Here is a 25,459-nt window from a genome sequence, read left to right as displayed (position 1 = left end):
TCTTTGACGGAAACGAACATAGTGTTGAAAATCTTCAGTCTCATTTTACGATATTCTTTATCTTGACCTCTAAGAACTCCAATGGCATCATAGCATTGATGAGTGATAGCTTCTGGAAACTGTTGAGGTCGACAGGCTGCAAGTCTTTCTCTTGAAGCAATCCCTGGTCAATAAGCCACTGCCGCATGGTCCCTTTGAGAAGTGGATGTCTGGGCGTATACCAGTGTTCACCATCGAAGAGTGCGATGTTGCTGTAGCTTGTGTCAGTCAGCAAACCCTTCCTGATGATGACAATCTCATCACAGTCGCCCCGTTGTTCTTTCAGCTTTTGAAGTGGACTGCGGTCGGCTGACTTATAACAGTAGTCAATATCATCGCACGTGACAAGCCTTAGGGAATGAATGTTGAGCGGATGATACTTGACAAACGATATTTCCTTCACACCATCATTGTCGTAAACAATGTGTGCCTTAGTCTCCTCTCTGGTCAGTAGGGCATTCTTCAGTACATCTTTTAAGTCGATGGCCTCCGCATCAGGCCAGAAGTGGGCCATGGTTCTGTCCAACCGTTGCTGGTGATACGGCAGGTTCCATATCTTGCCGTCTTCAATCCTTATGGTTTCTATGAATGGGTACATATATTTTCTCAATTACTTCTTCGTACTCTCTTTCCAGTCGCTTCTTGCCGTGATGCCGACTTTATCCGTGCAGCGCACTGCGTTTATGGAAATACTTCAAATAGACGAACTCAGCTGGAATGGTATAACCCGGTCCGCCTGTATCAGGCATCTTGTCTTTGGGTACACTTTTACTGTCACGATGGTCAGTACTGTCTGTGCAGCCATTCCATGACGACACGAGTGATGTATATCTGCTCCTTCATAGTCAGTGGCTTTCCTTTGGGTATACCGTGCCATTTTTCGAGACAGTTCCGGCAACAACAGCCTGTGGCATGTTGTGCGATGAATGGCGGAAAGATGCCGTGGCGCATCGGCGTCTGCTTCCCATCATTGGGAATTGCTGCCGGTGCCAGCCGCTTGGCGATGATCTCCCTTGTACTTTCTTCAATCTTCTTCCATCCTTTTTGGCGGATATACTCTTGATCCTTTGCGTTAAGATAGAAAGAGCTGCGGAACTTACTTTGGGCAAGGCGCTCAAATAGTGGATTGAGATCGATATCGTCTATCTCTTTTCGTTCTTGTTGCTCTTCGTCATCTTCCTCGGAAAACAGAGACAATTGCCTGTACATTAGTTTAACCTCCTATGATTTGAATTCAATGATTGTGCTGACTTTATCTTCAACATCCAACTGTACATACGATATATTTAAAAGGTGATTCTAAAAATTAATTTTTCCCAGGCGGAAGCTACACTATCAGAAAACATTTCTGTGGGAACAGCTCCCGGAAGAGTTAATCAGCTTGCGGAAGTGTTCGTTTATCTATATTTAGACAACGTTTGATTTTTATTTAAAGATATAATTCGGAACAAGGAGAGGAAAATACAACTAACTCTAATCTAATTCCGCAAAGTTAATGAGTCTGTTCATTTTAACAGAATGAGGGTGCATAAAAAGAAGGGTAGGCATTATTATGAGAGGCTACCTGACAGCTTGCCGATAGCGGTCCATGAGCCATTGGTCTTGTTCGGCAATAGTCATGCGGCTATTATCTAAGGTGACTGCATCATCGGCCTTCCTCAAAGGGGAAGTATTGCGATGCGTGTCAATATAGTCACGTTGCTGTACATTCTTCAGGATGTCCTCAAAATCAGCAGGTTGTCCCTTGGCTTGCAACTCATCGAAGCGTCGCTGCGCCCTGACCTCAGGCGAGGCGGTGACGAAGATCTTCAGTTCGGCGTCAGGAAAGACCACGGTCCCTATATCGCGGCCGTCCATCACCACGCCTTTCTCACGCCCCATGGCCTGCTGCTGGGCTACGAGAGCTTCGCGCACAAAGGGGATAGCTGCTATCAGACTCACATGGGAGCTCACCGCCATGCCGCGGATCTCCCGTTCTACCATCTCACCGTTGAGATAGGTTTCAGGAAGGCCTGTCGCCGGATTCAATCGGAAACTGATATGAATCTCAGGCATGAGAGCTGCCAACTCGGCCGTCCTCACACTGCCATCGGCATTGAAAAGTGCGTGCCGCAGGGCAAAAAGTGTCACCGAGCGATACATGGCACCGGTGTCCACATAGACATATCCTATTTTACGGGCAAGCGCTTTGGCCATCGTGCTCTTACCACACGATGAATAGCCGTCTATGGCTATCGTTATTTTTTTCATTATTTTATGGATGATTTATAAGCAAAATGTGACGCTGATCACGACTCCGGAGCTTGACACATGATACTTGCCCCAGCTGACGGCCGCCTTAAAGCGGTTGAGAGTGAGGCCCGCGCCGAGACTCAGTCCGGCACCATGACTGTTGCTTTTATTGTCCGAGTCAGTGATTTTCATCTCGTTGGCACGGCGGAAATTGTAACCTATTCCTATCCAGAAGTTATCCGAAAGCAATGCGTCGGCACCGGCCACAAGGTGATTGACCAGCTTGTAATGCGGGTGGTTGATGTCGACGATAGTGACATGCACGCGCAAAGGAGTATTGGCAAACCGCTTTGACACGCCTGCCTGTATATCAAACGGCATGCGGTTATAGTTCTCGTTGTAGGCTTTTAGCTCGCCGCCAAGGTCCTTCAGCGTCACCGACAGCGACCATTCTGTATCAGGATCGTAATAATTGAGTCCGAGGTCCACGCCTACAGCCACACTGTTGTAGTCGGCGATGTATGACGTGATGAGCTTGGTTGCTATGCCACCAGAGAGACGGTCGGTCAGCAGATAAGCAAAATAGCCTGACAGAGAAATGTCCTTGGCTGAGAAATCACCAGTCTGAAGGCCGGTCTCATCAGTCTCTTTCATGCGTCCGTAATCAAGATACTGGGCTGAGACCGCCCAGGAAGCGCGGTCCTTGACTGTGCGGTTGAAAGACGCGCTGGCAGTCTTAGCACCTTCCATATAGCTCATATAGTTGAGATTCAGCGACTTGTCGGATACGGAAGACAACAGGGCAGGGTTGCTGAAGATGAGGGCTTCGTCGTCGTCGATGACGCTGATGTTGTCGCCTCCTAATGCTGCGGCATGGGCAGAAACAGGTAAACGGAGAAAGTTGTAGCCCGTTTGACTGTCATTCTGCGCCCAAACCGCCACGAAATGAAGGAGCATCGCTGTGATGACAAGGAAAGCCTTTTTCATTTATTTTTTCCTAATTATTCAGCAAAATTACTGCTTTTCTGTAGAATAGCAGTACTTTTGCAAGGAAGTTTTGACGGTATAACGTCTCCATCGTATCATAAATTGTGGCTACCCACAGTTAATTGTTGCTTTAAGTATTGCTGAATGGATATCAAGAAAAGCGATAAAGCCAATTTGGATAATCATCGTTCGACAGGTTTTTTGTTGGGCCTTATCCTGGCATTGGCCCTACTTTTTGCCGCTTTCGAATATACCACCCGTCCGCAGAGCGCCGACGAGGACGACACCATGCTTGATGATCTCACCGAGGACCTGACCATGAAGTCGGCTCCTCAGGACACGCGCGACATGGTCTCTGCTGTGGCTGCGCCCGCCTCAAAAGCCATCACCCAGAACGTGAAGGAGGTAGCCCATGTGGACAACGCTGAGAAGATAGCGCCGCTGACCAGCAAACTGCTTATCGGTGGTGGCCAGGCCGTGGAGAAAGAGGCCAATGTGACCGAGGCTCTGCCACAGGTGACGGCCGACAAGGATACCGCCGTGATGCGCACCGTGGAACAGATTCCTGAGTTTCCAGGTGGTATTGTGCAGTTCATGAAATGGCTCACCCGCAACCTGCGTTATCCTCCACAGGCCCAACAACAGCAGATACAGGGCAAGGTGGTGGTCTCGTTCATCGTCAACAAGGATGGATCTATCTCCTCGCCAACAGTGGTGCACTCAGTCGATCCGATACTCGACAATGAGGCTCTGCGGGTCATCAAGATGATGCCAAGGTGGAAACCAGGGCTGGACAAGGGAAAGCCTTGCCGCACGATGTTCGCCATTCCCGTCAATTTCGTATTATAATATTAGCCAAGTATAGCCTTATGCACACTTCAGATGAACTTCTGACAGAAGTCAACCACTTCCTGGACAACCTCCCTTATGACCGCCGTCCGGCAAGTCTTTATGAGCCAATCCGTTATGTGCTCTCCATGGGCGGGAAGCGCATCCGCCCCATACTTATGCTTTTAGCTTATCAACTTTACAAGGATGACCCTGAGACCATTCTGACACAAGCCACGGCACTGGAGACTTACCACAACTACACGCTGCTGCACGATGACCTTATGGACAACGCAGACCTGAGGCGGGGACATGAGACTGTGCACAAGCGGTGGAACGACAATCAGGCCATCCTCTCAGGTGATTCCATGCTCGTTCTGGCTTATGAGCGGATGGCTCAGTGCGCGGAGGATAAGTTGTCGAGAGTGCTCGGTATCTTCACGCGGACAGCCCTTGAGATCGGAGAAGGCCAGCAATACGACATCGACTTTGAAGCGCGCACCGACGTCAAGGAAGAAGAGTATATCGAGATGATCCGCCTGAAGACCAGCGTGCTGCTGGCTTGTGCGCTGAAGATTGGAGGCGTGCTTGCAGGAGCTCCCGATGAGGATGTTGACAATCTCTATAAGTTTGGTGAACAGATAGGCCTGGCTTTCCAATTGCAGGACGATTATCTGGATGTCTACGGCGATCCCAAGGTCTTTGGTAAGGCGATAGGCGGCGACATCACCTCGAATAAAAAGACTTACATGCTCATCAACGCTTTCAATCATGCCAATGACAGTCAGCGCGCGGAACTGCTTCGATGGGCCACGGCAAAAGAATTTGACCGTAACGAGAAGGTCGCAGCAGTTACCAAACTCTATAATGAGATCGGCGTCGACAAGCTTACGCTCAATAAGATTGCCTTCTATTTTGAGGAGAGCCGCAAGTATCTTGACGCTGTCGGCGTGCCTGATGACCGAAAGACCGTGCTGAGGCAGTTTGCGGAGAAGATGATGTCAAGAAAATATTAAGCAACATCAAACGGATGACCGGTTATCAGTTTATTGACACCCATGCCCACCTCGATGGAGAGGAGTTTGAGAATGATTTGCCAGAGGTGATTCAGCGGGCTAAGGAATCCGGTGTGAAGGCGGTGTTTATCCCCGGCATTGACGCTTCGTCGGTGGACAGCGTCATGAAGGTGTGCCGTCAGTACCCTAACTATTGCTTTCCGATGGTTGGCTTGCAGCCTGAAGAGGTGCGCGCTGACTGGCCGGAAGTGCTGGCAATGATGCGGCATGCACTGATTGACAACCGTGAGAAGGCAGCCGCACCACTCAGATACATCGCCATCGGTGAGTGTGGCCTTGACTTTTATTGGAGCCGTGAATATGAAAAAGAGCAGCTCTCCGCCTTTGAAGAGCAGGTGAGATGGTCGGTGGAAACGCGGCTGCCACTGATGATCCATTGTCGTAAGGCGCAGAATGAGCTTCTCCACATCCTTCGCGACTATGAGAAAGAGCTGCCAGGAGGTGTGTTTCATTGCTTCACGGGCAATCAGAAAGAGGCAGAAACCTATCTCCGGTTCGACAAATTTGTATTGGGAATCGGTGGAGTGTCGACCTTTAAAAGCAGTCATCTGCGTGAGGACTTACCTGCTGTGGTGCCTCTAAAGCGCATCGTGTTGGAGACTGACAGTCCTTATATGGCTCCCGTGCCCAACCGAGGCAAGCGCAATGAGAGTGCCTTCGTCAGGCTGGTGCTTGAGAACCTCGCGCAATGCTACCATACATCAGCTGAGGAAGTGGCACGGACAACGAACGAGAATGTCCGGCGCGTGTTCACTTTGTATTGATGAAGACAGCTCTGCCGGCAATTACCAGGGGTCAGCATTGCCGGATTCTCGTCCAACAGTATCACCCTTCTGCTAAAAAAACAATTCAAGACTGTCAGAATTTGGAAGCAACGGTCCTGTAAGGTATGCATATGCGCCCTCAAATGGTGTTGAAAACTCCAACTACTCTCACACCAGCTGAATAGTTGCCCTTGCATATACTGTGTCATAACGTATGTTAAACTTTTATTCTTTCGTCAGAGCCTGTGATTATTTTCTTTACCTTTGTAGAATATCAATTTATAAATCCCCTTTTAAACTATGTAGGCCATGAGAACACTCTTCCTTCTTTGTCTCACCTTGTTGTACTTGAGTTCACAAGCTCAGGAAAGGAAACGTCATTATTCAAACGATTTGGTGCAGGCGCGGGTCTACCTCTCTGTCGATTCTGTTTGCAGCGGCTTTCTGATGAACCCTGCCATGCATGCACATTACATCAATTCTCCGCTATTCAGTTCGACGGACGACTTTGTAGCAATCAAAGGCTATAACACGGGGCTCTTCGCCAAAAATAACAAATGGAACGAGGCGGACGTGGACAGTGTCGTCACGTGGTTTGGCGATGAGGAGAAAGCCATGCACATGACATGGCTGCCCTTGAAAGTGAACCTGTGCTATGCCGGCGACTCAGCCGACATTCCAGGGCACCGCGTCTTCATGATGCGTCTCTTTCAGGGTAAGAAAGTCTCTACATATATGGTTTTTGATGCCATTCGGGGGCAACGGGTCGTCTATTTTGTGCCGGGTATGACAGAAGCGCACGTCATCTGCAAGGCGGGCGGCAAGCTGACCGATAAACGCCGTCAGACGCTCAAGGCAGAATTTAGCGCTTATCCTGCACTGGTCAGTTTCATTGAAACAATAGATGCTAAGGACTTGAAGGACAAACCTCTTCTGTTGTTTCAGAGAATGGATGAGGTCATCAGCGGGGCTGATCATTAAATGTGGATGTTCAATAACACGGATATTATGAAAGACAAGTTGTTGAGTGCGGCTATTCTTGCCGCGGGTATCATTGTGATGGGTCTGTGTCTTAAGGCAGGCATGGACAACTTTACGGAGAAAGACCGCAAGGTGACGGTTAAGGGACTGGCAGAGAAAGAGGTGAAAGCCGATAAGGTGACGTGGCCTATCCTGTCCAAAGAGCTTGGCGACGATTTGCCGGAGCTCTACGACCGCATTGCCCACAAGCAACAGACCATCAAGCATTTCCTCCTTGCCAACGGCATTAGCGAGAGTGAAATCACGGTTAATGCGCCGAAGGTCATCGACCTGACAGCTGAGCAGTACAGCAACAATGACCATCCTTACCGCTACAACGTGACGCTCGTCATCACCGTCAACTCGTCACACGTAGACCGTGTGCGGAGCCTTATCATGCGGCAGGGTGAGTTGCTCAAGCAGGGCGTTGCCATTGTAGCGGCCGACTATGACGCGCCACAGGTGACCTACAGCCTGAAATCGTTTAAGGAGATGAAGCCAAAGATGATGACGGAGGCAATAGAAAACGCGGAGCAGACAGCACAGCAGTTTGCCAAGAACAGCAAGTCGCAGCTTAACAAGATCGTAGAGGCAGACCAGGGACAGTTCTCTATCGATGACCGTGATGCCAATACGCCCTGGATCAAGGTTGTGAGGGTCGTGACAACAGTCACATACTCACTGAAGAACTAATCGTTTCGTAATCAATGGACATACAGCAGATAACAACCCGTCTGGGCCTTTCCCTAAGCCCGATGCAGCAGGCGGCGAGTGAGGCCATTATTCAAAGTGCAGACAATGTGGAAGTGCTCAGTCCCACAGGAAGTGGCAAGACACTTGCTTATCTGCTTCCGCTGAGCCAGCTCATCGATGCTTCATCGGATGATCTTCAGGCTGTTGTCATCGTGCCGGGAAGAGAACTGGCCATTCAGTCGGCCGGCGTGTTGGCTGGCTTGAAAGTAGGCATTCGTGGCTATGCATGCCATGGCGGGCGACCGGCGATGGACGAGCATCGGGAGATAAGGAAGATACAGCCACATGTGCTTTTTGCTACTCCAGGGCGTCTCAACGACCATTTGGACAAGGGAAATATCGATGCAGGCAGCGTGAGATGGCTGGTTATCGACGAGTTTGACAAATGCTTGCAGATGGGTTTTGCCGATGAGATGAACCGTGCCGTGGACCGTATGCCATCGCAGGCAAGGCGTATCTTTCTTTCGGCTACAGATATGGCTGGTGACGAGCGTGCTAATGGTGCACTCTCGCCAAAGGGCTTTCGAATGGTCGATTTCAGAGGCAGTGATGAGGCTCCCGACCGCATCCGAGTCAAAATCGTTCACAGTCCTGATAAGGACAAACTGCGGACGCTTGCCGACTTACTGTGCTGTTTCGGTGCAGAGAGTACCATTGTCTTCCTCAACTATCGTGACAGTGTGGAGCGGACGGCTGCCTTTCTTGCCGGAAGAGGTTTCTTCGTCTCCGCTTATCATGGAGGACTTGACCAACGACAGCGTGAGGAGGCCATCTACCGCTTTGCCAACGGCAGTGCTAACGTATTGGTGAGCACCAACTTAGGCAGTAGGGGACTGGACATACCTGACGTGAGAAATATTGTGCACTATCATCTTCCGGAGACCGAGGAAGACTATACCCACCGCATCGGGCGCTCAGCGCGTTGGGATAAGACTGGTGAGACCTTTTTCATATTGAATGAAGACGATACGTTGCCCGATTATGTCGATGCCCTCACAATGGATTTCGCTTTCCCTGAGACGTTGCCAGCGCCGGCAGCACCGCGTATGGCTACGCTCTACATCGGCAAAGGCAAGAAGGATAAGGTCTCAAAAGGAGATGTCGTCGGTTTCCTTTGCAAGAGCGGAGGTCTGAAAGGCTCGGAGATCGGACGCGTCGATATCTTTGACTATTATGCTTACGCAGCCGTTGACAACCGTAAGTTGCACTCTGTACTGAAGAACGTGCAGGGTGCGAAATTGAAAGGTAACCGCACAAAGGTCGAAGTGATGAAAGAATAGAATGTGTTGTTAGGGCACACAAGGGTATAAAAACGGTATATTTACAAAATTTATCCTTTGTTTAGAGATATAAGTATCAATTTTTGTATGAATAATTTGCTCATGTCGAAATAAATGATTAGGTTTGCACCCAGAACTTAGACATATATCTCAAACCTTTTAAAAATAAAAGATATGAAGAAGTACAATTTTAATGCAGGCCCCTCTATGCTCCCGCGTGAAGTCATCGAAAACACGGCAAAGCAGATTCTCGACTTCAATGGTTCTGGTCTTTCCCTGATGGAGATCAGCCATCGCGCCAAGGATTTTCAGCCTGTTGTGGATGAGGCTGTGGCACTGATCAAGGAGCTCCTTGACATGCCGGAGGGTTATTCAGTTATCTTCCTTGGAGGCGGTGCCAGTCTCCAGTTCATGCAGATTCCCGCTAACTTCCTCATTAAGAAGGCCGGCTATGTCAATACCGGTACTTGGGCAAAGAAAGCCCTCAAAGAGGCAAAGTATTTCGGTGAGGTCGTCGAGGTGGCCTCGTCAGCTGCTGACAATTATACCCATCTGCCGCATCATTTCGAGATTCCTGGTGATCTTGATTATCTTCATATCACAACGAACAATACGATCTTCGGTACTGAGATTCGCAGAGATATCGATGCACCCGTGCCTCTCATCGCTGACATGTCGTCAGACATCATGAGCCGGCCGGTGGATGTGTCGAAGTACACAGCCATCTATGCCGGTGCACAAAAGAATCTTGCTATGGCAGGCGTGACTGTCATTATTGTCAAGGATGACATGTTGGGCAAGGCTCCGCGCGAGTTGCCGACGATGATTGACTACCGCACACACGTGGAGAAGGGCTCTATGTTCAACACGCCGCCGGTAGTTCCTATCTACTCTCTCCTTGAGACGATGCGCTGGGTCAAGGCTCAGGGTGGCGTGAAAGAGATGGATCGCCGTGCGAAGGAACGTGCCAAAGTGCTTTACGGTGAGATTGACCGCAACCGGCTCTTCCGTGGCACAGTGGATGCTCAGGACCGTTCGCTGATGAACATCTGCTTCGTGATGAACGATGAGTATAAAGAATTGGAGAAGCCTTTCCTCGACTACGCTGTTTCGCAGGGTATGGTCGGTATCAAAGGACACCGTTCGGTGGGCGGATTCCGCGCAAGCTGCTACAACGCCCAGACTATGGAAGGCGTTGATGCTCTCGTGAAGTGCATGCAGGAGTTTGAGGCTAATCATTAACCATCTAATTAAAGACAACCATGAAGATACTTGTTGCTACAGAGAAACCGTTTGCCACCGCTGCAGTAAACGGTATAAAGAAGGCTGCTGAGGCCGGGGGACACGAGGTCGTGCTCTTGGAGAAGTATACTGACAAGGCACAGCTGCTCGATGCCGTGAAGGATGCTGATGCTATAATTGTACGTTCAGATAAAATCACGAAAGAAGTGCTCGATGCTGCTCCGAAGCTGAAGATTGTGGTGCGTGCGGGTGCTGGCTACGACTCCATTGACACGGCTTATGCCAAGGAAAAAGGTGTTGTGGTGGAGAATACTCCAGGGCAGAACTCTAACGCAGTGGCGGAGCTCGTCTTTGGACTACTTGTCTATACCGTACGCAATTTCTTCAATGGAAAATCGGGATCAGAGTTGAAGGGCAAGAAACTTGGTATCCTCGCTTTTGGTAATGTGGGTCGTAATGTGGCGCGCATCGCCAAGGGATTCGATATGGATGTCTATGCTTTCGACGAGTTTGTGCCGTCCGACAAGATTGAGGCGCAGGGTGTACATGCCGTAAAGAGCCGCGATGATCTGTTCAAGACCTGCGACATCGTGTCGTTGCATATTCCTGCTACCGACGAGACACGCAAGAGCATTAACTATGAGGTGGCCGGCCTGATGAAGAAGGGCGGTATCATCATTAACACCGCCCGTAAGGAAGTCATTGACGAGGACGGGCTGCTGAAGCTTTTAGCCGAGCGTGAGGATATGAAGTATATCACCGACATTATGCCTGACAAGGACAGCGATTTCCGCCAGTTCGTCGGACGATATTTCTCCACACCGAAGAAGATGGGTGCACAGACGGCAGAAGCAAACATTAACGCAGGCATCGCAGCGGCTAATCAAATCAACGCATTCTTCAAGGACGGATGTACGAAGTTTCAAGTGAACAAATAATTACTGATTACCGATTACTAATTATTTTATGGCAACAGTAAAACCATTTCGGGGCATACGTCCACCGAAAGAGTTCGTAGAGAAAGTGGAGAGCTATCCATATGATGTGCTCTCCTCGGAGGAGGCTCGTCAGGCTGCCGGTGATAATGAGATGAGTTTCTATCACATCAATATGCCGGAAATCAACTTCCCTGAAGGGGTGGCATCTGATGACCCACGCGTCTATGATGTGGCGAAAAGGGAGTTTGATAAGTTTCTCAGCAAGGGATGGTTGAAACAGGACAGCAAAGAGAATTACTATCTCTATGCGCAGTCGCTTTCTCCGGAGAAAACGCAGTTTGGAATAGTCGTAGCGGCCTATGCCGACGATTACCATAAGGGTATCATCAAGCGTCATGAACTCACGCGGCGTGAGAAGGAAGATGACCGCATGCGGCATGTACTCGCTACGGACGCCAATGTGGGTCCGGCTTTCTTTGCTTATCCTGACAATGAGGTGCTTAACGACATTATATCCCGCTATGCGCGTACAGCGCCGGAGTATGATTTTGTGGCTTCTGAGGACGGTTTCCGCCATCGCTTCTGGGTGATTAGTGACAAGAAAGACATTGATACTATCACCAATGAGTTTGCCAAGATGCCCTCGCTCTATATCGCTGACGGGCACCATCGCTCGGCGGCTGCCGTGCGTGTGGCTGATGAGAAGGCAAAGGCTGATCCTAATCACACGGGAAAGGAGGAGTACAACTACTTCATGGCTGTATGCTTTCCTGCCAGTGAATTGACTATTCTCGATTACAATCGTGTGGTGAAGGATCTAAATGGTTTGACGCACGATGAGTTTCTTAATGAGCTTGAGAAGGACTTCGTTGTTCTGCTCATGGGATCTGAGGAGTATCGTCCAAGTCATCGCCATGAGTTTTCTCTCTATCTGGACGGTAACTGGTACAGCTTGACAGCACGTCCAGGAACGTATGACGACAATGATCCGATAGGCTGCCTTGATGTAGACATATCGAGTCGTCTTATCCTTGACAAGCTCATGGGTATCAAGGATTTGAGGTCAGACAAGCGTGTTGACTTCGTTGGTGGACTGCGTGGTTTGAAAGAGCTCAGGCGTAGGGTCGATGATGGTGAAATGCGCTGGGCATTGGCGCTCTATCCGGTATCCATGGATCAGATCATGAGAATAGCCGACTGCGGAAAAATCATGCCGCCTAAAGCTACTTGGTTTGAACCTAAGCTCAGGTCGGGACTTGTGATACATAAATTGTCTTGATAGGAAAGGACTTGATGGAAGATTCTTATCTGACAATAAGCTCTGAACAGACAGGCGAGGGATTTTACACGGAGAAGCGCAGTAAGTTCCTCGCCTTTGCACATCATGTTGACACTATTGAGGAGGCAATGGAGCTCATTGCCGGCTATCGTAGAAAGTATTATGATGCGCGCCATTGTTGTTATGCTTACATGCTTGGCAGTGACCGTGAGGAATATCGTGCGAATGATGATGGAGAACCGTCATCGACTGCCGGCAAGCCTATTCTCGGGCAGATCAATAGCCATAATCTTACGAATATTCTTGTTTGTGTCGTCCGTTATTACGGTGGCGTCAATTTGGGTACAGGCGGTCTGATCGCCGCTTATCGTAGGGCTGCTGTAGATGCTATTGAACATGCGGTCATAGAAGAGCGGCTAGTTGAGGAGGCCATTACCTATGAATTTACTTACCCTATGATGAATGGAGTGATGCGTGTGGTGAAGGAATTGCAGCCGCGTATTGTCAGCCAGCGCTTTGATAGCGATTGCTCTATCACACTTGCCATTAGGAGAAGTAAGGCGGAGGAACTTAAAAGCAAGCTTGGACAGCTTGCCTTCGATATGTGAAGATACAGCTTTTGTGGTTTTGTAGATGCTGTTTTCGTGACTTTTTTATTGTGTGATGATGGATGTTTTTGTATCTTTGCACAATAAAGATATAATGAGAGATTGATGAATTATTTGCTCTTTTCTTTTGCCCCTGAGATGATGTGGGCGCAAATTTTGCTTCTTCTTGTCGGCATAGTCTGTGTGTTGAAAAGTGCAGACTTGCTCACTAATGGAGCAGTTGGACTGGCCACAAAGCTTGGAGTCTCACAAATGGTGATTGGACTGACCATTGTTGCTATAGGGACGTCTATGCCTGAGTTCTTTGTCTCGCTTGTCTCTGCGGTCCATGGTACGCCTGACTTGGCCGTGGGAAACATCGTTGGTAGCAACATATTCAATTCGCTACTCATAGTAGGTGTCGCTGCATTAGTCGCACCTATTGCCATTCAGCGAGTTACAGTAAAGAAGGATATCCCCATCGCTGTGCTTGCCTCTATCATGCTTATGGCGATGACCCTTGATGACACTATTTCTCGGGTAGACGCATTATTGTTGTTTTCTGTTTTTATTGCTTTTATTTGGATCACGCTTCGTGGTGCTCGAAGTGATGCTCAGGAGAAAGAATCGTCAGAACAACCAGTAGGAGCCGGTAAGGCACTTTTCTTGTTGTTGGTTGGGCTTGTTGGCCTTCTCTTGGGATCAAATATCTTTGTGGATAACGCCTCAGCGTTGGCACATAGTTGGGGCATCAGTGATGCGGTGATCGGCCTTACTATTGTTGCTGGTGGTACATCGCTGCCGGAACTTGCGACGAGTGTAGTGGCAGCAAGAAAGGGAGACAGTGGAATCGCAATTGGTAATGTCTTGGGATCTAATGTTTTTAACATCTTGATGATCCTTGGTGTGACAGGTCTTATAACTCCGATGCATATTCAAGGCATTACGATGGTGGACTTATCGGTGATGGTCGTGTCTATGGTATTACTTTGGCTTTTCTCATTTACCAAATTCCGTATTGAGCGTTGGGAAGGCGGTGTTCTGGTTACTTCTTTCTGTGGTTACATGGTTTGGTTGTTGATTAATGTATAGCGTTGTAGAGCTGTTCATATCGCTTTGCCACCTTGATATAATCATGGTGGCGGCGGATATACTCCACGCTTTGTTGTTTTAGTGCCGGGATGAGATCGGGATTCAGTATGAGTCGCTCAAGCTGTGTATAGACACTGTCGTAGTTTGGCTCTACATTGATGATGGGTCTCAACTCATGCTCATTCAGAATGTCGTAGTTTTCAGGCTCGCCTCCACCTATCACGATAATACCACGACTCATTGCTTCCAATGCGTTCATGGCGGGAGTATAGCTGTACAGCTGGTCGAGAAGCACGTCTGATTGCTGCATAGCCTTGGTGTACTCAGGGAAAGGCAGGCTCTCTGCGATGAATAGCTGCGCTCTATCGGGATATTTTTCAGATATGTTTTGTGCGGCTTTTAGCATGATGTCTGTGCCCTTGTACACACTACGTTCCTGATTGATACCGATAAATAGCCTCAAAGGATAAGAGAAAGAGTAGGATTCCGGTACCTTTTTCAGTTTGATGGGGAAGGGGATGAATGATGTTTTCGTAGGGTAAACCGGTTGGTAGGCAACCCAATACTCATAGAGTCCTGCAACGATGGCATCACAGTCCTGAGCTATCAATTGGTTGGCTCTCTCTTTTTCAGTTCTTGTCCAGTCGTTGATGTACATTGCCGCTTCGTGATCTTTTCGCAGTCGATGACCGATATTGAAGTCGCTGTATCGTAGTGGGAGCCGCGTAATGTTCTCATGTACCCAGTAATAGTCCATCCCGAAGGCACCGAGCACGATCTTGCGATTATGATTTCTCAGATATTTGTATAGAGGTGGAATATGCTTCGCCTTCAGCTCAAAAAACAAGGGATTGATGAGTTGAACGGTATCGTAGTTTCTGAGTTTAGGCAGGATGGAGGCAATTTTCAATGATAATTGATATCCGCCCCATCTTCCTTTTTCTCTGCTGACATCAATGTCTCTCGGATAATTCTTCCAGAAATCCCCATTGCTGACAACGGTCACCGAATGGCCTAATTGTCGCAGTCCTTCAGCAAGGGTTGCGTGTACATTGCTGTATTCTCCTATTAGCAAGATCTTCATGTCTCCCCCTTGGCTCTTGTGATTACAGCGTGGCAATAAGTATGAGTTGCCCGGCACGCTTTTGTATCATGTATCTGAAAATGACATACTCTGTCGTGTACTTCTTGTCTGGCAGTGGATAGAGAGAGTGCTCTTTGAGCAGTTCAATGGCTTTGAGAAGCTGTTGGCGGCTCTTCGTCATGCGGATGACATTGACTAAAAAATCCATTGACAACTGTGCCACACGCCGTTCCATTGATTCACGATGGGCCGGATCGCCATGAGCTGCAATGTCATTGAGATGCAGAATGACTTTTAAGATGTCCGTAAGCCGTTTGTTTTTCTCCTTTTCATTATCCGTATGCGTGATAGAGCCTTTTCTTTCTCTGTAAAAATAGGCTTTGGCTGAGGTACAGTAAATATTGCGCATCTTAAGCACGAGTTGGGGAGTAAACTCTTCATCTTCATGGTAGATGCCGGGAGTGAATCTCAATTCTCCCATCCTGCTCTTTCGAAAGATATAACCACAAGCTGCCGCTCTGAGGTTTTCGTTAGTCATGTACGTTTCCCCAGAGATAGGACCGTTAAATGTAAAGTCGGTTGGCTGGTTTCGTAAGTTTGATGTAAGAAACATGATCATGTCGACAGGCTCTTTATATCTGATGATGTCCAGACAATGCTCATAGGGCGCGTCAATGAGGCAGTCATCGCCATCAACAAACTGTATGAACTTTCCTTTTGCGAGACTTAAGCCAATATTACGTGCTATGGAGAGTCCTCGGTTGGGTTGTCGGATAAAGATGATGTCGTTAAGAATCTCTGTCATCTCGTTGACGGGAGAGAAGTCGGACCCGTCATCTACAATAATTACCTCTCTTTCCTGAGGCGATAGGGACAGAGACGCGATGCTTTCAAGGCATTCACGTAGCATGACAACTGGCAGATTATAGGTTGTGACGATAAATGAGATTAAAGGTTGCGGCGTATTACTCATCATTTGGATATCTGATTATCAGTGCAAACTTACGAAAAAATCCCGTCAATATGGCAATAATGACGGGATTTTTCTATTTGAGTGAGGATTTTTTGGTGGTTATCCAAGGTATTTGATGAGCAATTTCGCGTAGCCACTCTCACGCAACTTTACGATGCTTTTCTCTCTAATCTGCCTGACGCGCTCACGTGTCAGACCAAGCTGATCGCCGATTTCCTCCAATCCTTTCTCAGGCCGGCCTATGCCGAAGCACTCCGTCACGATGATAATCTCACGGTCTTTCAGCACTTTCCGCAGCACTGTGTCGAGCTCCTTAGCCATACTTTCATAATCAACCTGCTTGTCGGCACGGCTGTCTTCGCCTGACGCGAGCACGTCAGCCATCGAGTTGTCATCATCATCTTGGAAAGGTGCGTCGATACTCATGTGATGATTGTCGGCCTTGATGGTCTGATCGATCTTTGTCTCGTCTATATTTGTCAGTGAAGAGAGCTCCTGAACGGAAGGCCGACGCTGGTTTCTCTGCTCAAACTTTGAGATCTCAGAGTTGATCTTTGACAGAGCTCCGACCTGGTTGAGCGGTAAGCGCACAATACGGCTCTGCTCCGCAATGGCCTGCAGAATGCTTTGGCGAATCCACCACACAGCATAAGATATGAATTTAAAGCCACGCGTCTCATCAAACTTCTCGGCTGCCTTGACGAGGCCAATATTACCTTCATCGATGAGGTCGGTGAGGCCGAGGCCTTGATGCTGATACTGCTTTGCCACAGACACCACAAATCTCAAGTTGGCTTTTACCAGCTTCTCCTTGGCGCGCTCTCCCTCGCGGCCACCCTTGCGGATCTTCTGTGCCAATTCAATCTCTTCGTCCACACTGATCATTGGTACTCGGCCTATCTCTACGAGATACTTGTCCAATGCCTCACTGGAACGATTGGTGATGCTCTTCTGAATCTTTAACTGACGCATGTTTGTTTTACCTTACTTTAAATAGGGTACTCCTTACATTTCGGCGTGCCCGTAATACCTATGAAGACTTATATCTTTTCTTCGTAAGGGCATAATAAGCCCAATTAGGCTGCAAAGTTAGTAAAAACACCTCAAAGTTGTCGCTTATTTATTGCTATTTAATAATTTTAAAACAATATTTAGAACTATCTTTGACGTCTTTCCAATAATACGACATTTTCCACGTGAGGGGTATGGGGAAACATGTCGACGGGTTGAACTTCCGCAATCCTATACGTTGTGTTGAGCAATTGCAAGTCGCGGGCTTGTGTTGCGGGATTGCAACTGACATAGACGATGCGCCTGGGTTTTGCATTTATGATGACATTCACAACGTCGGGATGCATGCCGGCCCGTGGTGGATCGGTGATAATAATGTCGGGCTGTCCATGCTGTGCGATGAAGTCGCCGGTTAATATTTTCCGCATGTCACCTGCAAAGAACTTCGTGTTCTCTATGCCATTGATCTCACTGTTTATTTTCGCATCCTCAATGGCTTCAGGCACATACTCTATACCTATGACCTTACTTGCCGATCGGGCCACATAGTTGGCAATGGTACCCGTGCCGGTGTAAAGGTCATAGATGAGCGGCCTCTCATCGTGCGACAAGTCTTTGAAGGCAAAGCTTTTCGCAATATCGTACAACCTGTGAGCCTGCTCTGTGTTTGTCTGATAGAAACTCTTAGGCCCTACTTTGAACTTCAGGTCGCCCATCATCTCATAGATGAAGTCGGTACCTTTGAACGTCGTCAGGGAAAGATCGCCAATGGTGTCGTTGCCTTTTTGGTTGTTGACATATATAATAGATGTCAGTTGCGGGAATTTGTCTCCGATGTGCTGCATGAGCTGTCGGGCAAGTTTCTCATCGCCTGTATTGTCATAATGGAATTGTATAAGCAGCATCCATTCGCCGGTATTGGAGTCGCGAAACATCAGATTTCTCAGGAGTCCATGCTGTCCCCGGACATCGTAAAAGGTCATGCCGATTTCTTTGGCGTAGCGTTCTATCTCGTTGCGCACTTGATTGTGCAAGTCGTCCATCAGCCAGCATTTCTCAATGGGATAGATCTTGTCAAACGCACCGGTGATATGAAAGCCTATGGCAGAATGGTTGCCATCGGCAAGGTTCAGGTTCTCATCCTCCAGTTCTTCCTTGGTGAACCACCTGCGGTCGCAACAGCCAAACTCCAGTTTGTTGCGGTACTCCGTTGTCTTCGCTGATCCGAGGATTGAGTTTACAGGTGGCAGCTCCACTTTGCCGATTCGTGTCAGTTGGTCGGTTACCTGTTGCTGTTTTGCTTTCAGTTGTTCCTCATAGGGCAGATTCTGCCATTTACAGCCTCCACAGATACCGAAATGCTGACAGAAAGGCTCCGCACGCACATCACTTTTCCGGATAAATCGGGCTATGCGGCCTTCTGCATATTTGTGTTTCTTGCAGATGATCTCTACGTCTGCAATATCGTCCGGTACACAAAACGGCACGAAGACGACATAGTCGTCGTGGTGGAAAAGGCATTTGCCTTCTGCAGCTACAGCCTCTATGGTGACATTCTCAAGGATAGGATTGGCTTTGTGGTTTCTGCTCATAATGACATATCTTTTTATGTTGCAAAATTACTTGAAAAGCGCGTTATAGGCAAACCTTTTGGCTTTTTGTTTGCGCTAACTGAAAAAAATGTGGGGTGTTGCAGTATCTTTTTCCCATTTCCTTTGCAGTAATGAAACTTATACACTATCTTTGCAAAGTCAACATTGCAAAATAACCATATACTGACACAATTTATAATAATATCTTACTATAATGGAAGAAAAGAGGGTATACACCTTTGGTAACGGCAAGGCCGAGGGCCGTGCCGACATGCGCAATTTGCTTGGTGGCAAAGGCGCGAATCTTGCGGAAATGAATCTTATTGGCGTGCCGGTGCCTCCTGGTTTCACCATCACGACGGAAGTGTGCAACGAATACTTTGAGAAAGGCAAGGCTGACGTTGTGTCTCTTTTAAAGGATGACGTAGAGAAGAGCGTGCGTCACATCGAGAACTTGATGGGGCTCCGTTTTGGTGATGCCAAGAATCCGCTGCTTGTCAGTGTGCGCTCAGGGGCGCGCGCCTCTATGCCCGGCATGATGGACACCATCCTGAATCTGGGCCTTAACGACGAGGTGGTCGTTGGTTTGGCCAGGAAGACCGACAACGAGCGCTTTGCTTATGACAGCTATCGTCGCTTCGTGCAGATGTATGGTGATGTCGTGCTGGGCATGAAGCCTGTCAACAAGGATGACATTGACCCCTTTGAGGCCATCATTGAGCAGGTAAAAGCCAAGCGTGGCATCGTTCTTGACAACGAGATGAATGTTGATGAGCTCAAGAAATTGGTTGCGCTCTTCAAGGCTGCCATCAAAGAGCGCACGGGTGAGGTGTTTCCTGAGAATCCTATTGATCAGCTGTGGGGCGCCATCTGCGCTGTGTTCGACTCCTGGATGAACGAGCGCGCCATCCTTTACCGTAAAATGGAGGGCATACCGCAGGAGTGGGGTACCGCTGTGACCGTCATGGCGATGGTTTTCGGTAACATGGGTGACACGTCGGCCACGGGCGTGTGCTTCAGCCGTGATGCCGCTACCGGAGAAAACCGCTTCAATGGTGAGTATCTTGTCAATGCGCAAGGTGAGGACGTCGTGGCAGGTATCCGTACCCCACAGCAGATTACGAAGGAAGGCTCTCTGCGCTGGGCCAGGCAACAGGGCATCTCCGAGGAGATCCGCGCTGCCAAGTTCCCGTCGATGGAAGAAGCCATGCCCGATATCTATAAGCAGCTTGACGCTCTGCAGGACAAACTGGAAAAGCACTACCACGACATGCAGGACATGGAGTTCACGGTGCAGGAAGGTAAGCTCTGGTTCCTCCAGACCCGTAACGGCAAGCGTACCGGAACAGCCATGGTGAAGATTGCCATTGACTTGCTGCATGAGGGTGAGATTGATGAGAAAACAGCCATCGAGCGTTGTGAGCCCAATAAACTTGACGAGCTGCTGCATCCCGTCTTCGATAAGGAGGCTTTGGCAAACGCGAAGGTGTTGACACGTGGTCTGCCTGCATCGCCGGGCGCAGCCTGCGGACAGATTGTATTCTTCGCCGATGACGCTGCCAAGTGGCACGATGCAGGCCATAAGGTTGTCATGGTTCGCCTTGAGACGTCGCCTGAGGATTTGGCAGGTATGTCTGCGGCTGAGGGTATTCTCACGGCCCGTGGCGGCATGACCTCGCACGCTGCTGTCGTGGCGCGTGGCATGGGCAAGTGCTGTGTATCGGGTGCAGGCGCTATTATGGTGGATTATAAGACCCGTACTGTGGAGATTGACGGCGTGGTGCTTCACGAGGGCGACTATATCTCTCTCAATGGTACTACCGGTGAGGTTTACAATGATCAGGTGACAACGAGGCCCGCCACTGTTTCCGGTGACTTTGCTGAGCTCATGAAGCTTTGCGACAAATACACTCGCATGGTGGTACGCACCAATGCTGATACGCCGCACGACGCTGAAGTGGCTAAGAATTTCGGCGCCATCGGTATCGGTCTCTGCCGTACGGAGCATATGTTCTTCGAAAACGATAAGATTAAGGCGATGCGTGAGATGATTCTTGCTGAGGACAGGAAGGGCCGTGAGGTGGCTCTGGCCAAGCTCTTGCCACTGCAGGAGAAGGACTTCTACGGCATCTTGAAATGCATGGATGGTATGCCGGTCAATATCCGTCTGCTCGATCCGCCTCTTCATGAGTTTGTTCCCCACGATCTTAAGGGTCAGGAGGCAATGGCTCAGGAAATGGGCAAGAGCCTCGATTTCATTCAGAAGCGTGTAGCTTCCCTTGCCGAGGTCAACCCGATGCTCGGCCTTCGCGGTTGCCGTCTCGGCATCACTTATCCGGAGATCACGGCCATGCAGACCAAGGCTATTCTCGGTGCGGCCTTGCGCCTGAAGAAGGAAGGCCTTGATCCCCGACCGGAGATCATGGTGCCGCTCGTGGGTACTGACAAGGAACTCAAGTCGCAGCAGGCTGTCATCAAGGCAGCCGCCAAGGAGCTCTTCGACGAGAAGGGCATGAGCATCGACTTCAAGCTCGGTACGATGATCGAGATTCCGCGTGCCGCTCTTACCGCTGACCGGATTGCCAAGCATGCCGACTACTTCTCGTTTGGTACCAATGACCTCACGCAGATGACCTTCGGCTACAGCCGCGATGATGCGGCCCGCTTCCTTCCCACTTATCTTGACAACAAGATTCTGGAGGTGGATCCGTTCCAGGTGCTTGACCAGACAGGCGTTGGCCAGTTGGTGGATATGGGTGTCAAGAAGGGGCGCTCCACCAATCCGATGCTCAAGTGCGGCATCTGTGGCGAGCATGGCGGTGAACCCTCATCGGTGAAGTTCTGCCATCGTACAGGTCTTGACTATGTGAGCTGCTCTCCCTTCCGTGTGCCTATCGCCCGTTTGGCTGCGGCACAGGCTGCTGTGGAAGAGTAAGTCTTTGTATAACAATCAGAAAATGGCGGCTTTTCGGGTCGCCATTTTTATGCTGTCTTATTGCGGGTAACGTCACACACGTTTTCCCTTTACACCGTAAAGGCATTGTCTCTACAGTGTAAAGGCAATGCGTTTACGCCGTAATCGCATTGCCTTTACACTGTAATGGGAAAGCCGTTTTATTAGAGTGGCCTGATGACGTTGCAGGGATTGCCTGCAGCCAACACATTGCCGGGGATGTCATGCGTGACAACCGATCCGGCTCCAATGGTGGTGCCGCTTCCGATGCTCACCCCTGGCAGGACGATCACATTGCCGCCAAACCACACGTTGTCGCCAATGTGAATGGGCAATGCCGACTGTATGTCTTGATTTCTTTTCTCTATGTCCAGCGGGTGTAAGGGCGTGTAGAATGAGCAATTGGGGCCAACGAAGACGTGATCACCAAAGGTGACGAGGTTCTCGTCAAGAATCGTCAGGTTGAAATTGGCAAAGAAGTAGTCGCCTACCTCTATATTGTAGCCAAAGTCACAATGCAGGGGCGCATGCACGTTCAGATGAGAACCTGTCTTCCCGAAAATCCTTTTCACAAGTTCCATGCGCTCTTCTTGTCTTGACGGTGCCATTTGGTTGAAGTCGAAACATAGTTGCTGGCACTGGTGAAGCTCACGGACAAGCTCCTCGTCAGCAATGGCTTCATACCATTCTCCATCGCGCTGTTGCTGTCTGATGGTCTTCTTGCTGTTGTCTCCGGTGGGGATTTCTTTCATAGTTGTTGGCCTTCATTTATCCGCATATGTTTTTGTAGATACATGTGCTGCATCTCTCCTTATGTTCTGTAGGCACGAAAGGACGCTGCTCATCGAAAATCTCGCCGAGCAATTGCCTCAGGTGCTGTGTGAAATTGTCGTGTACGCAGGCAATGTCGTCTATTTCCTTATAGACGGGTCTGCGTGCGTCTTCCTGACCGTCTTCCTTTATTTTCAAAATGGGATTGTAGCTTGTTTTTCCTGCCTGACGGATGAAGAGCAATGCCGGTGCCACAGCTTCCCCATTTGGATTGGCCGTTTTTCTTGCCTGTGGGCTGTTGCGGATGATGGAGGAGTAGAGAAAAGTCTGAAGATAATAGATGGAGTGTTTTGAGTCGACATAGTCGGGATTGAAAACCTCTTCCATGGAGGGAGGCGCCAAAGCCAACGGCTGACCGGTCTTGTAATCGACCACGCGGAGCCGCTGTCCGGTTTTGTCAAGCCGGTCTACCTGCCCCCCAAGCGTGAGGGTGCGCTGCTCGCCATTGGCCTCAAAGGTCAGGTCGTCGTAATAGCTTTCCTCCAAGGCGATGATTTCGAATGGCGTGTTGGCCTTGTCCAGGCGCAACAGCCTTTGGATATATAGTTTCAGCACGTTACGGTTGAGCAGTTGCAGGCCGTTGTAGCGCGGGTGGAAGTCGGCACGGTCCGTCTTGAACAGCTTCTCCCGGAAGGCCTGGTCAAGAAACGCCTCTATTTTGTACTTCTCCTTGACAAGCTGATCGATGGCTTCAGCCGTGACGGTTTTGTTGTGCCCTTCGCCGGAGAGCTCATTGTAGATGAGCTCTGCCGTGCGGTGGAAAATGTCGCCAAAGATCTTGCTGTCTATCTCCTGCTCGTCGTCATCTTCCTGCTCATACAGTCCGCATAACGTGTTGTAGTAGAACATCAGCTGGCATCTCAGGTAGCGGTTAATAGCCGATGGCGAGAGCGATGTAACCTTACGGAGCCGCTTTGCCACCGCTCCGGTCTTGGCAATGGGCACTCGCGACACGGGCGACACATTCTGCCCCGACAGCATAGTCAACCTGCGGATGTTCTGTTTCTGTCCGCTCTCCACCATGAACTGAAGCATGAACCGGCTCATTTCACCCTGCCGCCCTTCGTCGGTGGCGTTGTTATAGGTTAGCGTAATGTCGGAGGCGCGCTGCAGGAGGGAGTGAAAGTAATAGGAATAGATGGCGACTTTATTCTCTATAGTCGTCATCTCGTAGCCTTTTCGCAGTGAGTGTGGAATGAACGAGGCATCGTTGACGCCCTTGGGCATGTTGCCCTCATTGCATGAGAGTAGCAGTACATGGTCGAAATCAAGGTTGCGGGTTTCCAGAACGCCCATGATCTGGATGCCGAGGGCAGGCTCACCGTGAAACGGCACCGACGTAGAGTCGATGAGTTGGGAGAGAAGCCGCTGCAGCAGTACGGGGGTACTGTCTACTTCTGATTGTGCGAAGACCTCACGCAGCCGGTTTACAATGGTGTACATCCGGAAGATGGACTCATGCGTCAACGGGTCCTCCTCCTCGCGTGAGCCAATACCTGCGAGCTTGAGCATGTCGGAAAGCCATTGCAGCAGGCTTATGGTGAATGCCTTTCCTTGCTTTGTGGTGCCGTCTTCGTGGATGAAGAGCCGCCGGATCGCGTCGCTCTGATTTACGGTCAGCTGCTGGGTGGAGGGGAAGAAAGTCTTGCTGGCGTTGAGATTCTCATAGAGTACGGTGACATCTTCAGAGATAAACTTGGCGTAAGGATGGCGTAATACCTGGTTGACATAGGCGAGGCGGTAAGTCCGGCCGTCTTTTGACAAGCCTTGTAGGCGTAGGGCCAGAAGGGCGCCGATCAGTGTGGCGGCAGGCGTGGCAGAGAGCGGATAGCCTGTGGTGATGTTCACATCGCCTACTGTCTCCGGCAGACTATGAATGACATTCTGCAGCAGTCCCTCATCGCACAGCACGATGGCGACCGACCTTGGGTCAGTCTTCACCACGTCGCCCAAGCCCCGCAACCAGGTGGTCACATAGCGTGCCTGGATGTCTTCCGTCGGTGCAGAGATGTAAGTGATGTCTTTTTTCTCGGACAAGCGGTTGTACAGCTTGTCGGTGTCAATGTCGGCAGAGGCTCTCTCCGTATTCAACTCATTGGGCAGACGGTCAAGATACTGTCGGATATAGCGTCCCGCCTCATGGCCCTGCAACATGAAATAGTTGTCGTAGTCCCAGTAAAACTCGGCCTTTCCGACTTCTTTCAGTTGCAGGAACAGCCGTTGCTCCACTTTTTGCAGCAGGTTGAAGCCGATGAAGATGTAGTGCTTGTAGTGGAAGTCGGTGACATGGTGCTCCACTACATCACGGTAAAGCATGCCCTCGTAGGCGAGTCCGTTGTCTCTCAGGTCCTTGCGGAAAGCGTGATAGAGTGGGCCAAGGTTTTTCCAGATGTCGTTGAAGCGTTGTTGCAGCACCGTGTCGGTCTCTACCTTACCGAAGAATTCCTCCAAGCTTTTGCGTTGCTGATCAGAAAGAAACGAGAAGTCGCGCATTTCCTGCCATGCTTCGAGATTGATGAAGAGCTTATCGGCGTCCACGAGGTTCTTGTCGAGATCATCGAAGTCGGAGAGCATGAGTTGTCCCCAGGAATAGAAATGATCGAGAGGCTCATCGCTTCCTGTGAGCCGGACATAGGCTTGATAGAGTCTGAAAACGAGGTCTATCTGGCCGGCCACGGCAAGGGAGGAGTGGTTCCGGAAAAGGTCGCTGATGGTGAAATAGGATGGGCTCCACACCGCATGCCCTGCCTCTTCGTAGAGCGCCTGGTTCAGAAAGAGAGAGGCCCGCTTGTTGGGGAAAATGACGGCAATGTCGGCGAGATTCTCACCGCCATGCTTAGTAAGGATATCCTTGGCTACGTTTTGTAGGAATGTACTCATGCTGATTATCTCCTTACG

22 protein-coding genes and 1 pseudogene are annotated in these 25,459 nt (G+C 49.6%); 12 read left to right on the top strand and 11 right to left on the bottom strand.

Annotated features, from left to right (window positions below; translation table 11 throughout):
* Positions 1-40 precede the first annotated feature (40 nt).
* The 5 genes and pseudogenes from PREMU_RS07735 to porQ form a co-directional block, all read right to left on the bottom strand.
* The gene (locus PREMU_RS07735; RefSeq protein ID WP_007574363.1) at positions 41-637 is read right to left on the bottom strand and encodes an aminotransferase class IV family protein; all 597 of its coding nucleotides are present in this window, start codon (positions 635-637) and stop codon (positions 41-43) included.
* Positions 638-707: 70 nt separating this feature from the next.
* Positions 708-815 (bottom strand): annotated as a pseudogene (locus PREMU_RS15650) (peptidylprolyl isomerase); the annotation flags it as partial.
* Between the two features lie 7 nt (positions 816-822).
* The gene (locus tag PREMU_RS07730) at positions 823-1,248 is read right to left on the bottom strand and encodes a DUF4186 domain-containing protein (protein ID WP_007574362.1); all 426 of its coding nucleotides are present in this window, start codon (positions 1,246-1,248) and stop codon (positions 823-825) included.
* 351 nt (positions 1,249-1,599) lie between these two features.
* Positions 1,600-2,289, bottom strand: coding sequence for a (d)CMP kinase (cmk, locus tag PREMU_RS07725; RefSeq protein WP_007574361.1), 690 nt, complete (start codon positions 2,287-2,289; stop codon positions 1,600-1,602).
* A 15-nt stretch (positions 2,290-2,304) separates the two neighbouring features.
* A complete protein-coding gene (porQ, locus tag PREMU_RS07720; protein ID WP_007574360.1) occupies positions 2,305-3,258 on the bottom strand; it encodes a type IX secretion system protein PorQ in 954 nt (317 codons plus the stop codon).
* A gap of 144 nt (positions 3,259-3,402) precedes the next feature.
* Between porQ and PREMU_RS07715 the strand changes: the two genes are divergently transcribed.
* From PREMU_RS07715 to PREMU_RS07665, 11 genes are all read left to right on the top strand, one after another.
* On the top strand, positions 3,403-4,107 hold the full coding sequence (locus PREMU_RS07715) for an energy transducer TonB (RefSeq protein WP_007574359.1): 705 nt from the start codon (positions 3,403-3,405) through the stop codon (positions 4,105-4,107).
* A 20-nt stretch (positions 4,108-4,127) separates the two neighbouring features.
* Positions 4,128-5,102: a polyprenyl synthetase family protein gene (locus PREMU_RS07710; RefSeq protein ID WP_007574358.1), complete on the top strand. Its 975-nt coding sequence runs from the start codon at positions 4,128-4,130 to the stop codon at positions 5,100-5,102.
* Positions 5,103-5,116: 14 nt separating this feature from the next.
* Entirely contained in the window at positions 5,117-5,926 is an 810-nt protein-coding gene (locus PREMU_RS07705; RefSeq protein ID WP_007574357.1) for a TatD family hydrolase, read from the top strand.
* Between the two features lie 309 nt (positions 5,927-6,235).
* Positions 6,236-6,907 carry a hypothetical protein gene (locus PREMU_RS07700; RefSeq protein WP_007574355.1) on the top strand — a complete coding sequence of 224 codons (672 nt, stop codon included), beginning with the start codon at positions 6,236-6,238 and terminating at the stop codon, positions 6,905-6,907.
* 27 nt (positions 6,908-6,934) lie between these two features.
* Positions 6,935-7,639: an SIMPL domain-containing protein gene (locus PREMU_RS07695; RefSeq protein WP_007574353.1), complete on the top strand. Its 705-nt coding sequence runs from the start codon at positions 6,935-6,937 to the stop codon at positions 7,637-7,639.
* Between the two features lie 14 nt (positions 7,640-7,653).
* Positions 7,654-8,979 carry a DEAD/DEAH box helicase gene (locus PREMU_RS07690; RefSeq protein WP_007574352.1) on the top strand — a complete coding sequence of 442 codons (1,326 nt, stop codon included), beginning with the start codon at positions 7,654-7,656 and terminating at the stop codon, positions 8,977-8,979.
* Positions 8,980-9,153: 174 nt separating this feature from the next.
* Entirely contained in the window at positions 9,154-10,221 is a 1,068-nt protein-coding gene (gene serC, locus PREMU_RS07685; protein ID WP_007574351.1) for a 3-phosphoserine/phosphohydroxythreonine transaminase, read from the top strand.
* A gap of 20 nt (positions 10,222-10,241) precedes the next feature.
* A complete protein-coding gene (locus PREMU_RS07680; protein ID WP_007574350.1) occupies positions 10,242-11,159 on the top strand; it encodes an NAD(P)-dependent oxidoreductase in 918 nt (305 codons plus the stop codon).
* Between the two features lie 28 nt (positions 11,160-11,187).
* Positions 11,188-12,438: a DUF1015 domain-containing protein gene (locus PREMU_RS07675; RefSeq protein ID WP_007574349.1), complete on the top strand. Its 1,251-nt coding sequence runs from the start codon at positions 11,188-11,190 to the stop codon at positions 12,436-12,438.
* Positions 12,439-12,452: 14 nt separating this feature from the next.
* A complete protein-coding gene (locus PREMU_RS07670) occupies positions 12,453-13,046 on the top strand; it encodes an IMPACT family protein (protein ID WP_007574348.1) in 594 nt (197 codons plus the stop codon).
* A 105-nt stretch (positions 13,047-13,151) separates the two neighbouring features.
* Positions 13,152-14,117, top strand: coding sequence for a calcium/sodium antiporter (locus PREMU_RS07665; protein WP_007574347.1), 966 nt, complete (start codon positions 13,152-13,154; stop codon positions 14,115-14,117).
* Here PREMU_RS07665 and PREMU_RS07660 read toward each other — a convergent pair.
* The 4 genes from PREMU_RS07660 to rlmD all read right to left on the bottom strand — a co-directional run bounded on the left by PREMU_RS07660 (position 14,107) and on the right by rlmD (position 18,777).
* Positions 14,107-15,201 (bottom strand): glycosyltransferase family protein, encoded by a 1,095-nt coding sequence (locus PREMU_RS07660; RefSeq protein WP_007574346.1) that lies wholly within the window; start codon positions 15,199-15,201, stop codon positions 14,107-14,109. The two genes, PREMU_RS07665 and PREMU_RS07660, sit on opposite strands and share 11 nt — an antisense overlap.
* 22 nt (positions 15,202-15,223) lie before the next feature.
* Positions 15,224-16,177 (bottom strand): glycosyltransferase family 2 protein, encoded by a 954-nt coding sequence (locus PREMU_RS07655; protein WP_007574345.1) that lies wholly within the window; start codon positions 16,175-16,177, stop codon positions 15,224-15,226.
* A gap of 96 nt (positions 16,178-16,273) precedes the next feature.
* Complete coding sequence (locus PREMU_RS07650) at positions 16,274-17,146, bottom strand: sigma-70 family RNA polymerase sigma factor (RefSeq protein WP_007574343.1); 873 nt, start codon at positions 17,144-17,146, stop codon at positions 16,274-16,276.
* Positions 17,147-17,331: 185 nt separating this feature from the next.
* Complete coding sequence (rlmD, locus tag PREMU_RS07645; protein WP_007574342.1) at positions 17,332-18,777, bottom strand: 23S rRNA (uracil(1939)-C(5))-methyltransferase RlmD; 1,446 nt, start codon at positions 18,775-18,777, stop codon at positions 17,332-17,334.
* Positions 18,778-18,991: 214 nt separating this feature from the next.
* On the opposite strand from rlmD, the gene ppdK reads away from it, so the two are divergent.
* On the top strand, positions 18,992-21,712 hold the full coding sequence (ppdK, locus tag PREMU_RS07640; protein WP_007574341.1) for a pyruvate, phosphate dikinase: 2,721 nt from the start codon (positions 18,992-18,994) through the stop codon (positions 21,710-21,712).
* A 182-nt stretch (positions 21,713-21,894) separates the two neighbouring features.
* On the opposite strand, the gene PREMU_RS07635 is transcribed toward ppdK, so the two are convergent.
* Both PREMU_RS07635 and PREMU_RS07630 read right to left on the bottom strand, forming a co-directional pair.
* Complete coding sequence (locus PREMU_RS07635) at positions 21,895-22,482, bottom strand: sugar O-acetyltransferase (protein WP_007574340.1); 588 nt, start codon at positions 22,480-22,482, stop codon at positions 21,895-21,897.
* Between the two features lie 16 nt (positions 22,483-22,498).
* The gene (locus PREMU_RS07630; protein WP_007574339.1) at positions 22,499-25,441 is read right to left on the bottom strand and encodes a PD-(D/E)XK nuclease family protein; all 2,943 of its coding nucleotides are present in this window, start codon (positions 25,439-25,441) and stop codon (positions 22,499-22,501) included.
* Between the last annotated feature and the right edge of the window lie 18 nt (positions 25,442-25,459).

The organism is Hallella multisaccharivorax DSM 17128 (assembly GCF_000218235.1).
In the GTDB taxonomy this organism is placed as follows: Bacteria; Bacteroidota; Bacteroidia; order Bacteroidales; family Bacteroidaceae; genus Prevotella; species Prevotella multisaccharivorax.
This window is presented reverse-complemented; position numbering and strand designations above follow the sequence as displayed.

What these genes read in the sequence shown, in the direction of transcription:
- PREMU_RS07670 (WP_007574348.1), top strand. Translation starts at nt 12,453, where the DNA reads ATGGAAGATTCTTATCTGACAATAAGCTCTGAACAGACAGGCGAGGGA.
- PREMU_RS07705 (WP_007574357.1), top strand. Translation starts at nt 5,117, where the DNA reads ATGACCGGTTATCAGTTTATTGACACCCATGCCCACCTCGATGGAGAG.
- PREMU_RS07665 (WP_007574347.1), top strand. Translation starts at nt 13,152, where the DNA reads ATGAATTATTTGCTCTTTTCTTTTGCCCCTGAGATGATGTGGGCGCAA.
- PREMU_RS07675 (WP_007574349.1), top strand. Translation starts at nt 11,188, where the DNA reads ATGGCAACAGTAAAACCATTTCGGGGCATACGTCCACCGAAAGAGTTC.
- PREMU_RS07735 (WP_007574363.1), bottom strand. Translation starts at nt 637, where the DNA reads ATGTACCCATTCATAGAAACCATAAGGATTGAAGACGGCAAGATATGG.
- rlmD (WP_007574342.1), bottom strand. Translation starts at nt 18,777, where the DNA reads ATGAGCAGAAACCACAAAGCCAATCCTATCCTTGAGAATGTCACCATA.
- PREMU_RS07650 (WP_007574343.1), bottom strand. Translation starts at nt 17,146, where the DNA reads ATGCGTCAGTTAAAGATTCAGAAGAGCATCACCAATCGTTCCAGTGAG.
- PREMU_RS07635 (WP_007574340.1), bottom strand. Translation starts at nt 22,482, where the DNA reads ATGAAAGAAATCCCCACCGGAGACAACAGCAAGAAGACCATCAGACAG.
- PREMU_RS07710 (WP_007574358.1), top strand. Translation starts at nt 4,128, where the DNA reads ATGCACACTTCAGATGAACTTCTGACAGAAGTCAACCACTTCCTGGAC.
- serC (WP_007574351.1), top strand. Translation starts at nt 9,154, where the DNA reads ATGAAGAAGTACAATTTTAATGCAGGCCCCTCTATGCTCCCGCGTGAA.
- PREMU_RS07715 (WP_007574359.1), top strand. Translation starts at nt 3,403, where the DNA reads ATGGATATCAAGAAAAGCGATAAAGCCAATTTGGATAATCATCGTTCG.
- ppdK (WP_007574341.1), top strand. Translation starts at nt 18,992, where the DNA reads ATGGAAGAAAAGAGGGTATACACCTTTGGTAACGGCAAGGCCGAGGGC.
- PREMU_RS07660 (WP_007574346.1), bottom strand. Translation starts at nt 15,201, where the DNA reads ATGAAGATCTTGCTAATAGGAGAATACAGCAATGTACACGCAACCCTT.
- PREMU_RS07690 (WP_007574352.1), top strand. Translation starts at nt 7,654, where the DNA reads ATGGACATACAGCAGATAACAACCCGTCTGGGCCTTTCCCTAAGCCCG.
- cmk (WP_007574361.1), bottom strand. Translation starts at nt 2,289, where the DNA reads ATGAAAAAAATAACGATAGCCATAGACGGCTATTCATCGTGTGGTAAG.
- PREMU_RS07730 (WP_007574362.1), bottom strand. Translation starts at nt 1,248, where the DNA reads ATGTACAGGCAATTGTCTCTGTTTTCCGAGGAAGATGACGAAGAGCAA.
- porQ (WP_007574360.1), bottom strand. Translation starts at nt 3,258, where the DNA reads ATGAAAAAGGCTTTCCTTGTCATCACAGCGATGCTCCTTCATTTCGTG.
- PREMU_RS07700 (WP_007574355.1), top strand. Translation starts at nt 6,236, where the DNA reads ATGAGAACACTCTTCCTTCTTTGTCTCACCTTGTTGTACTTGAGTTCA.
- PREMU_RS07655 (WP_007574345.1), bottom strand. Translation starts at nt 16,177, where the DNA reads ATGATGAGTAATACGCCGCAACCTTTAATCTCATTTATCGTCACAACC.
- PREMU_RS07680 (WP_007574350.1), top strand. Translation starts at nt 10,242, where the DNA reads ATGAAGATACTTGTTGCTACAGAGAAACCGTTTGCCACCGCTGCAGTA.
- PREMU_RS07630 (WP_007574339.1), bottom strand. Translation starts at nt 25,441, where the DNA reads ATGAGTACATTCCTACAAAACGTAGCCAAGGATATCCTTACTAAGCAT.
- PREMU_RS07695 (WP_007574353.1), top strand. Translation starts at nt 6,935, where the DNA reads ATGAAAGACAAGTTGTTGAGTGCGGCTATTCTTGCCGCGGGTATCATT.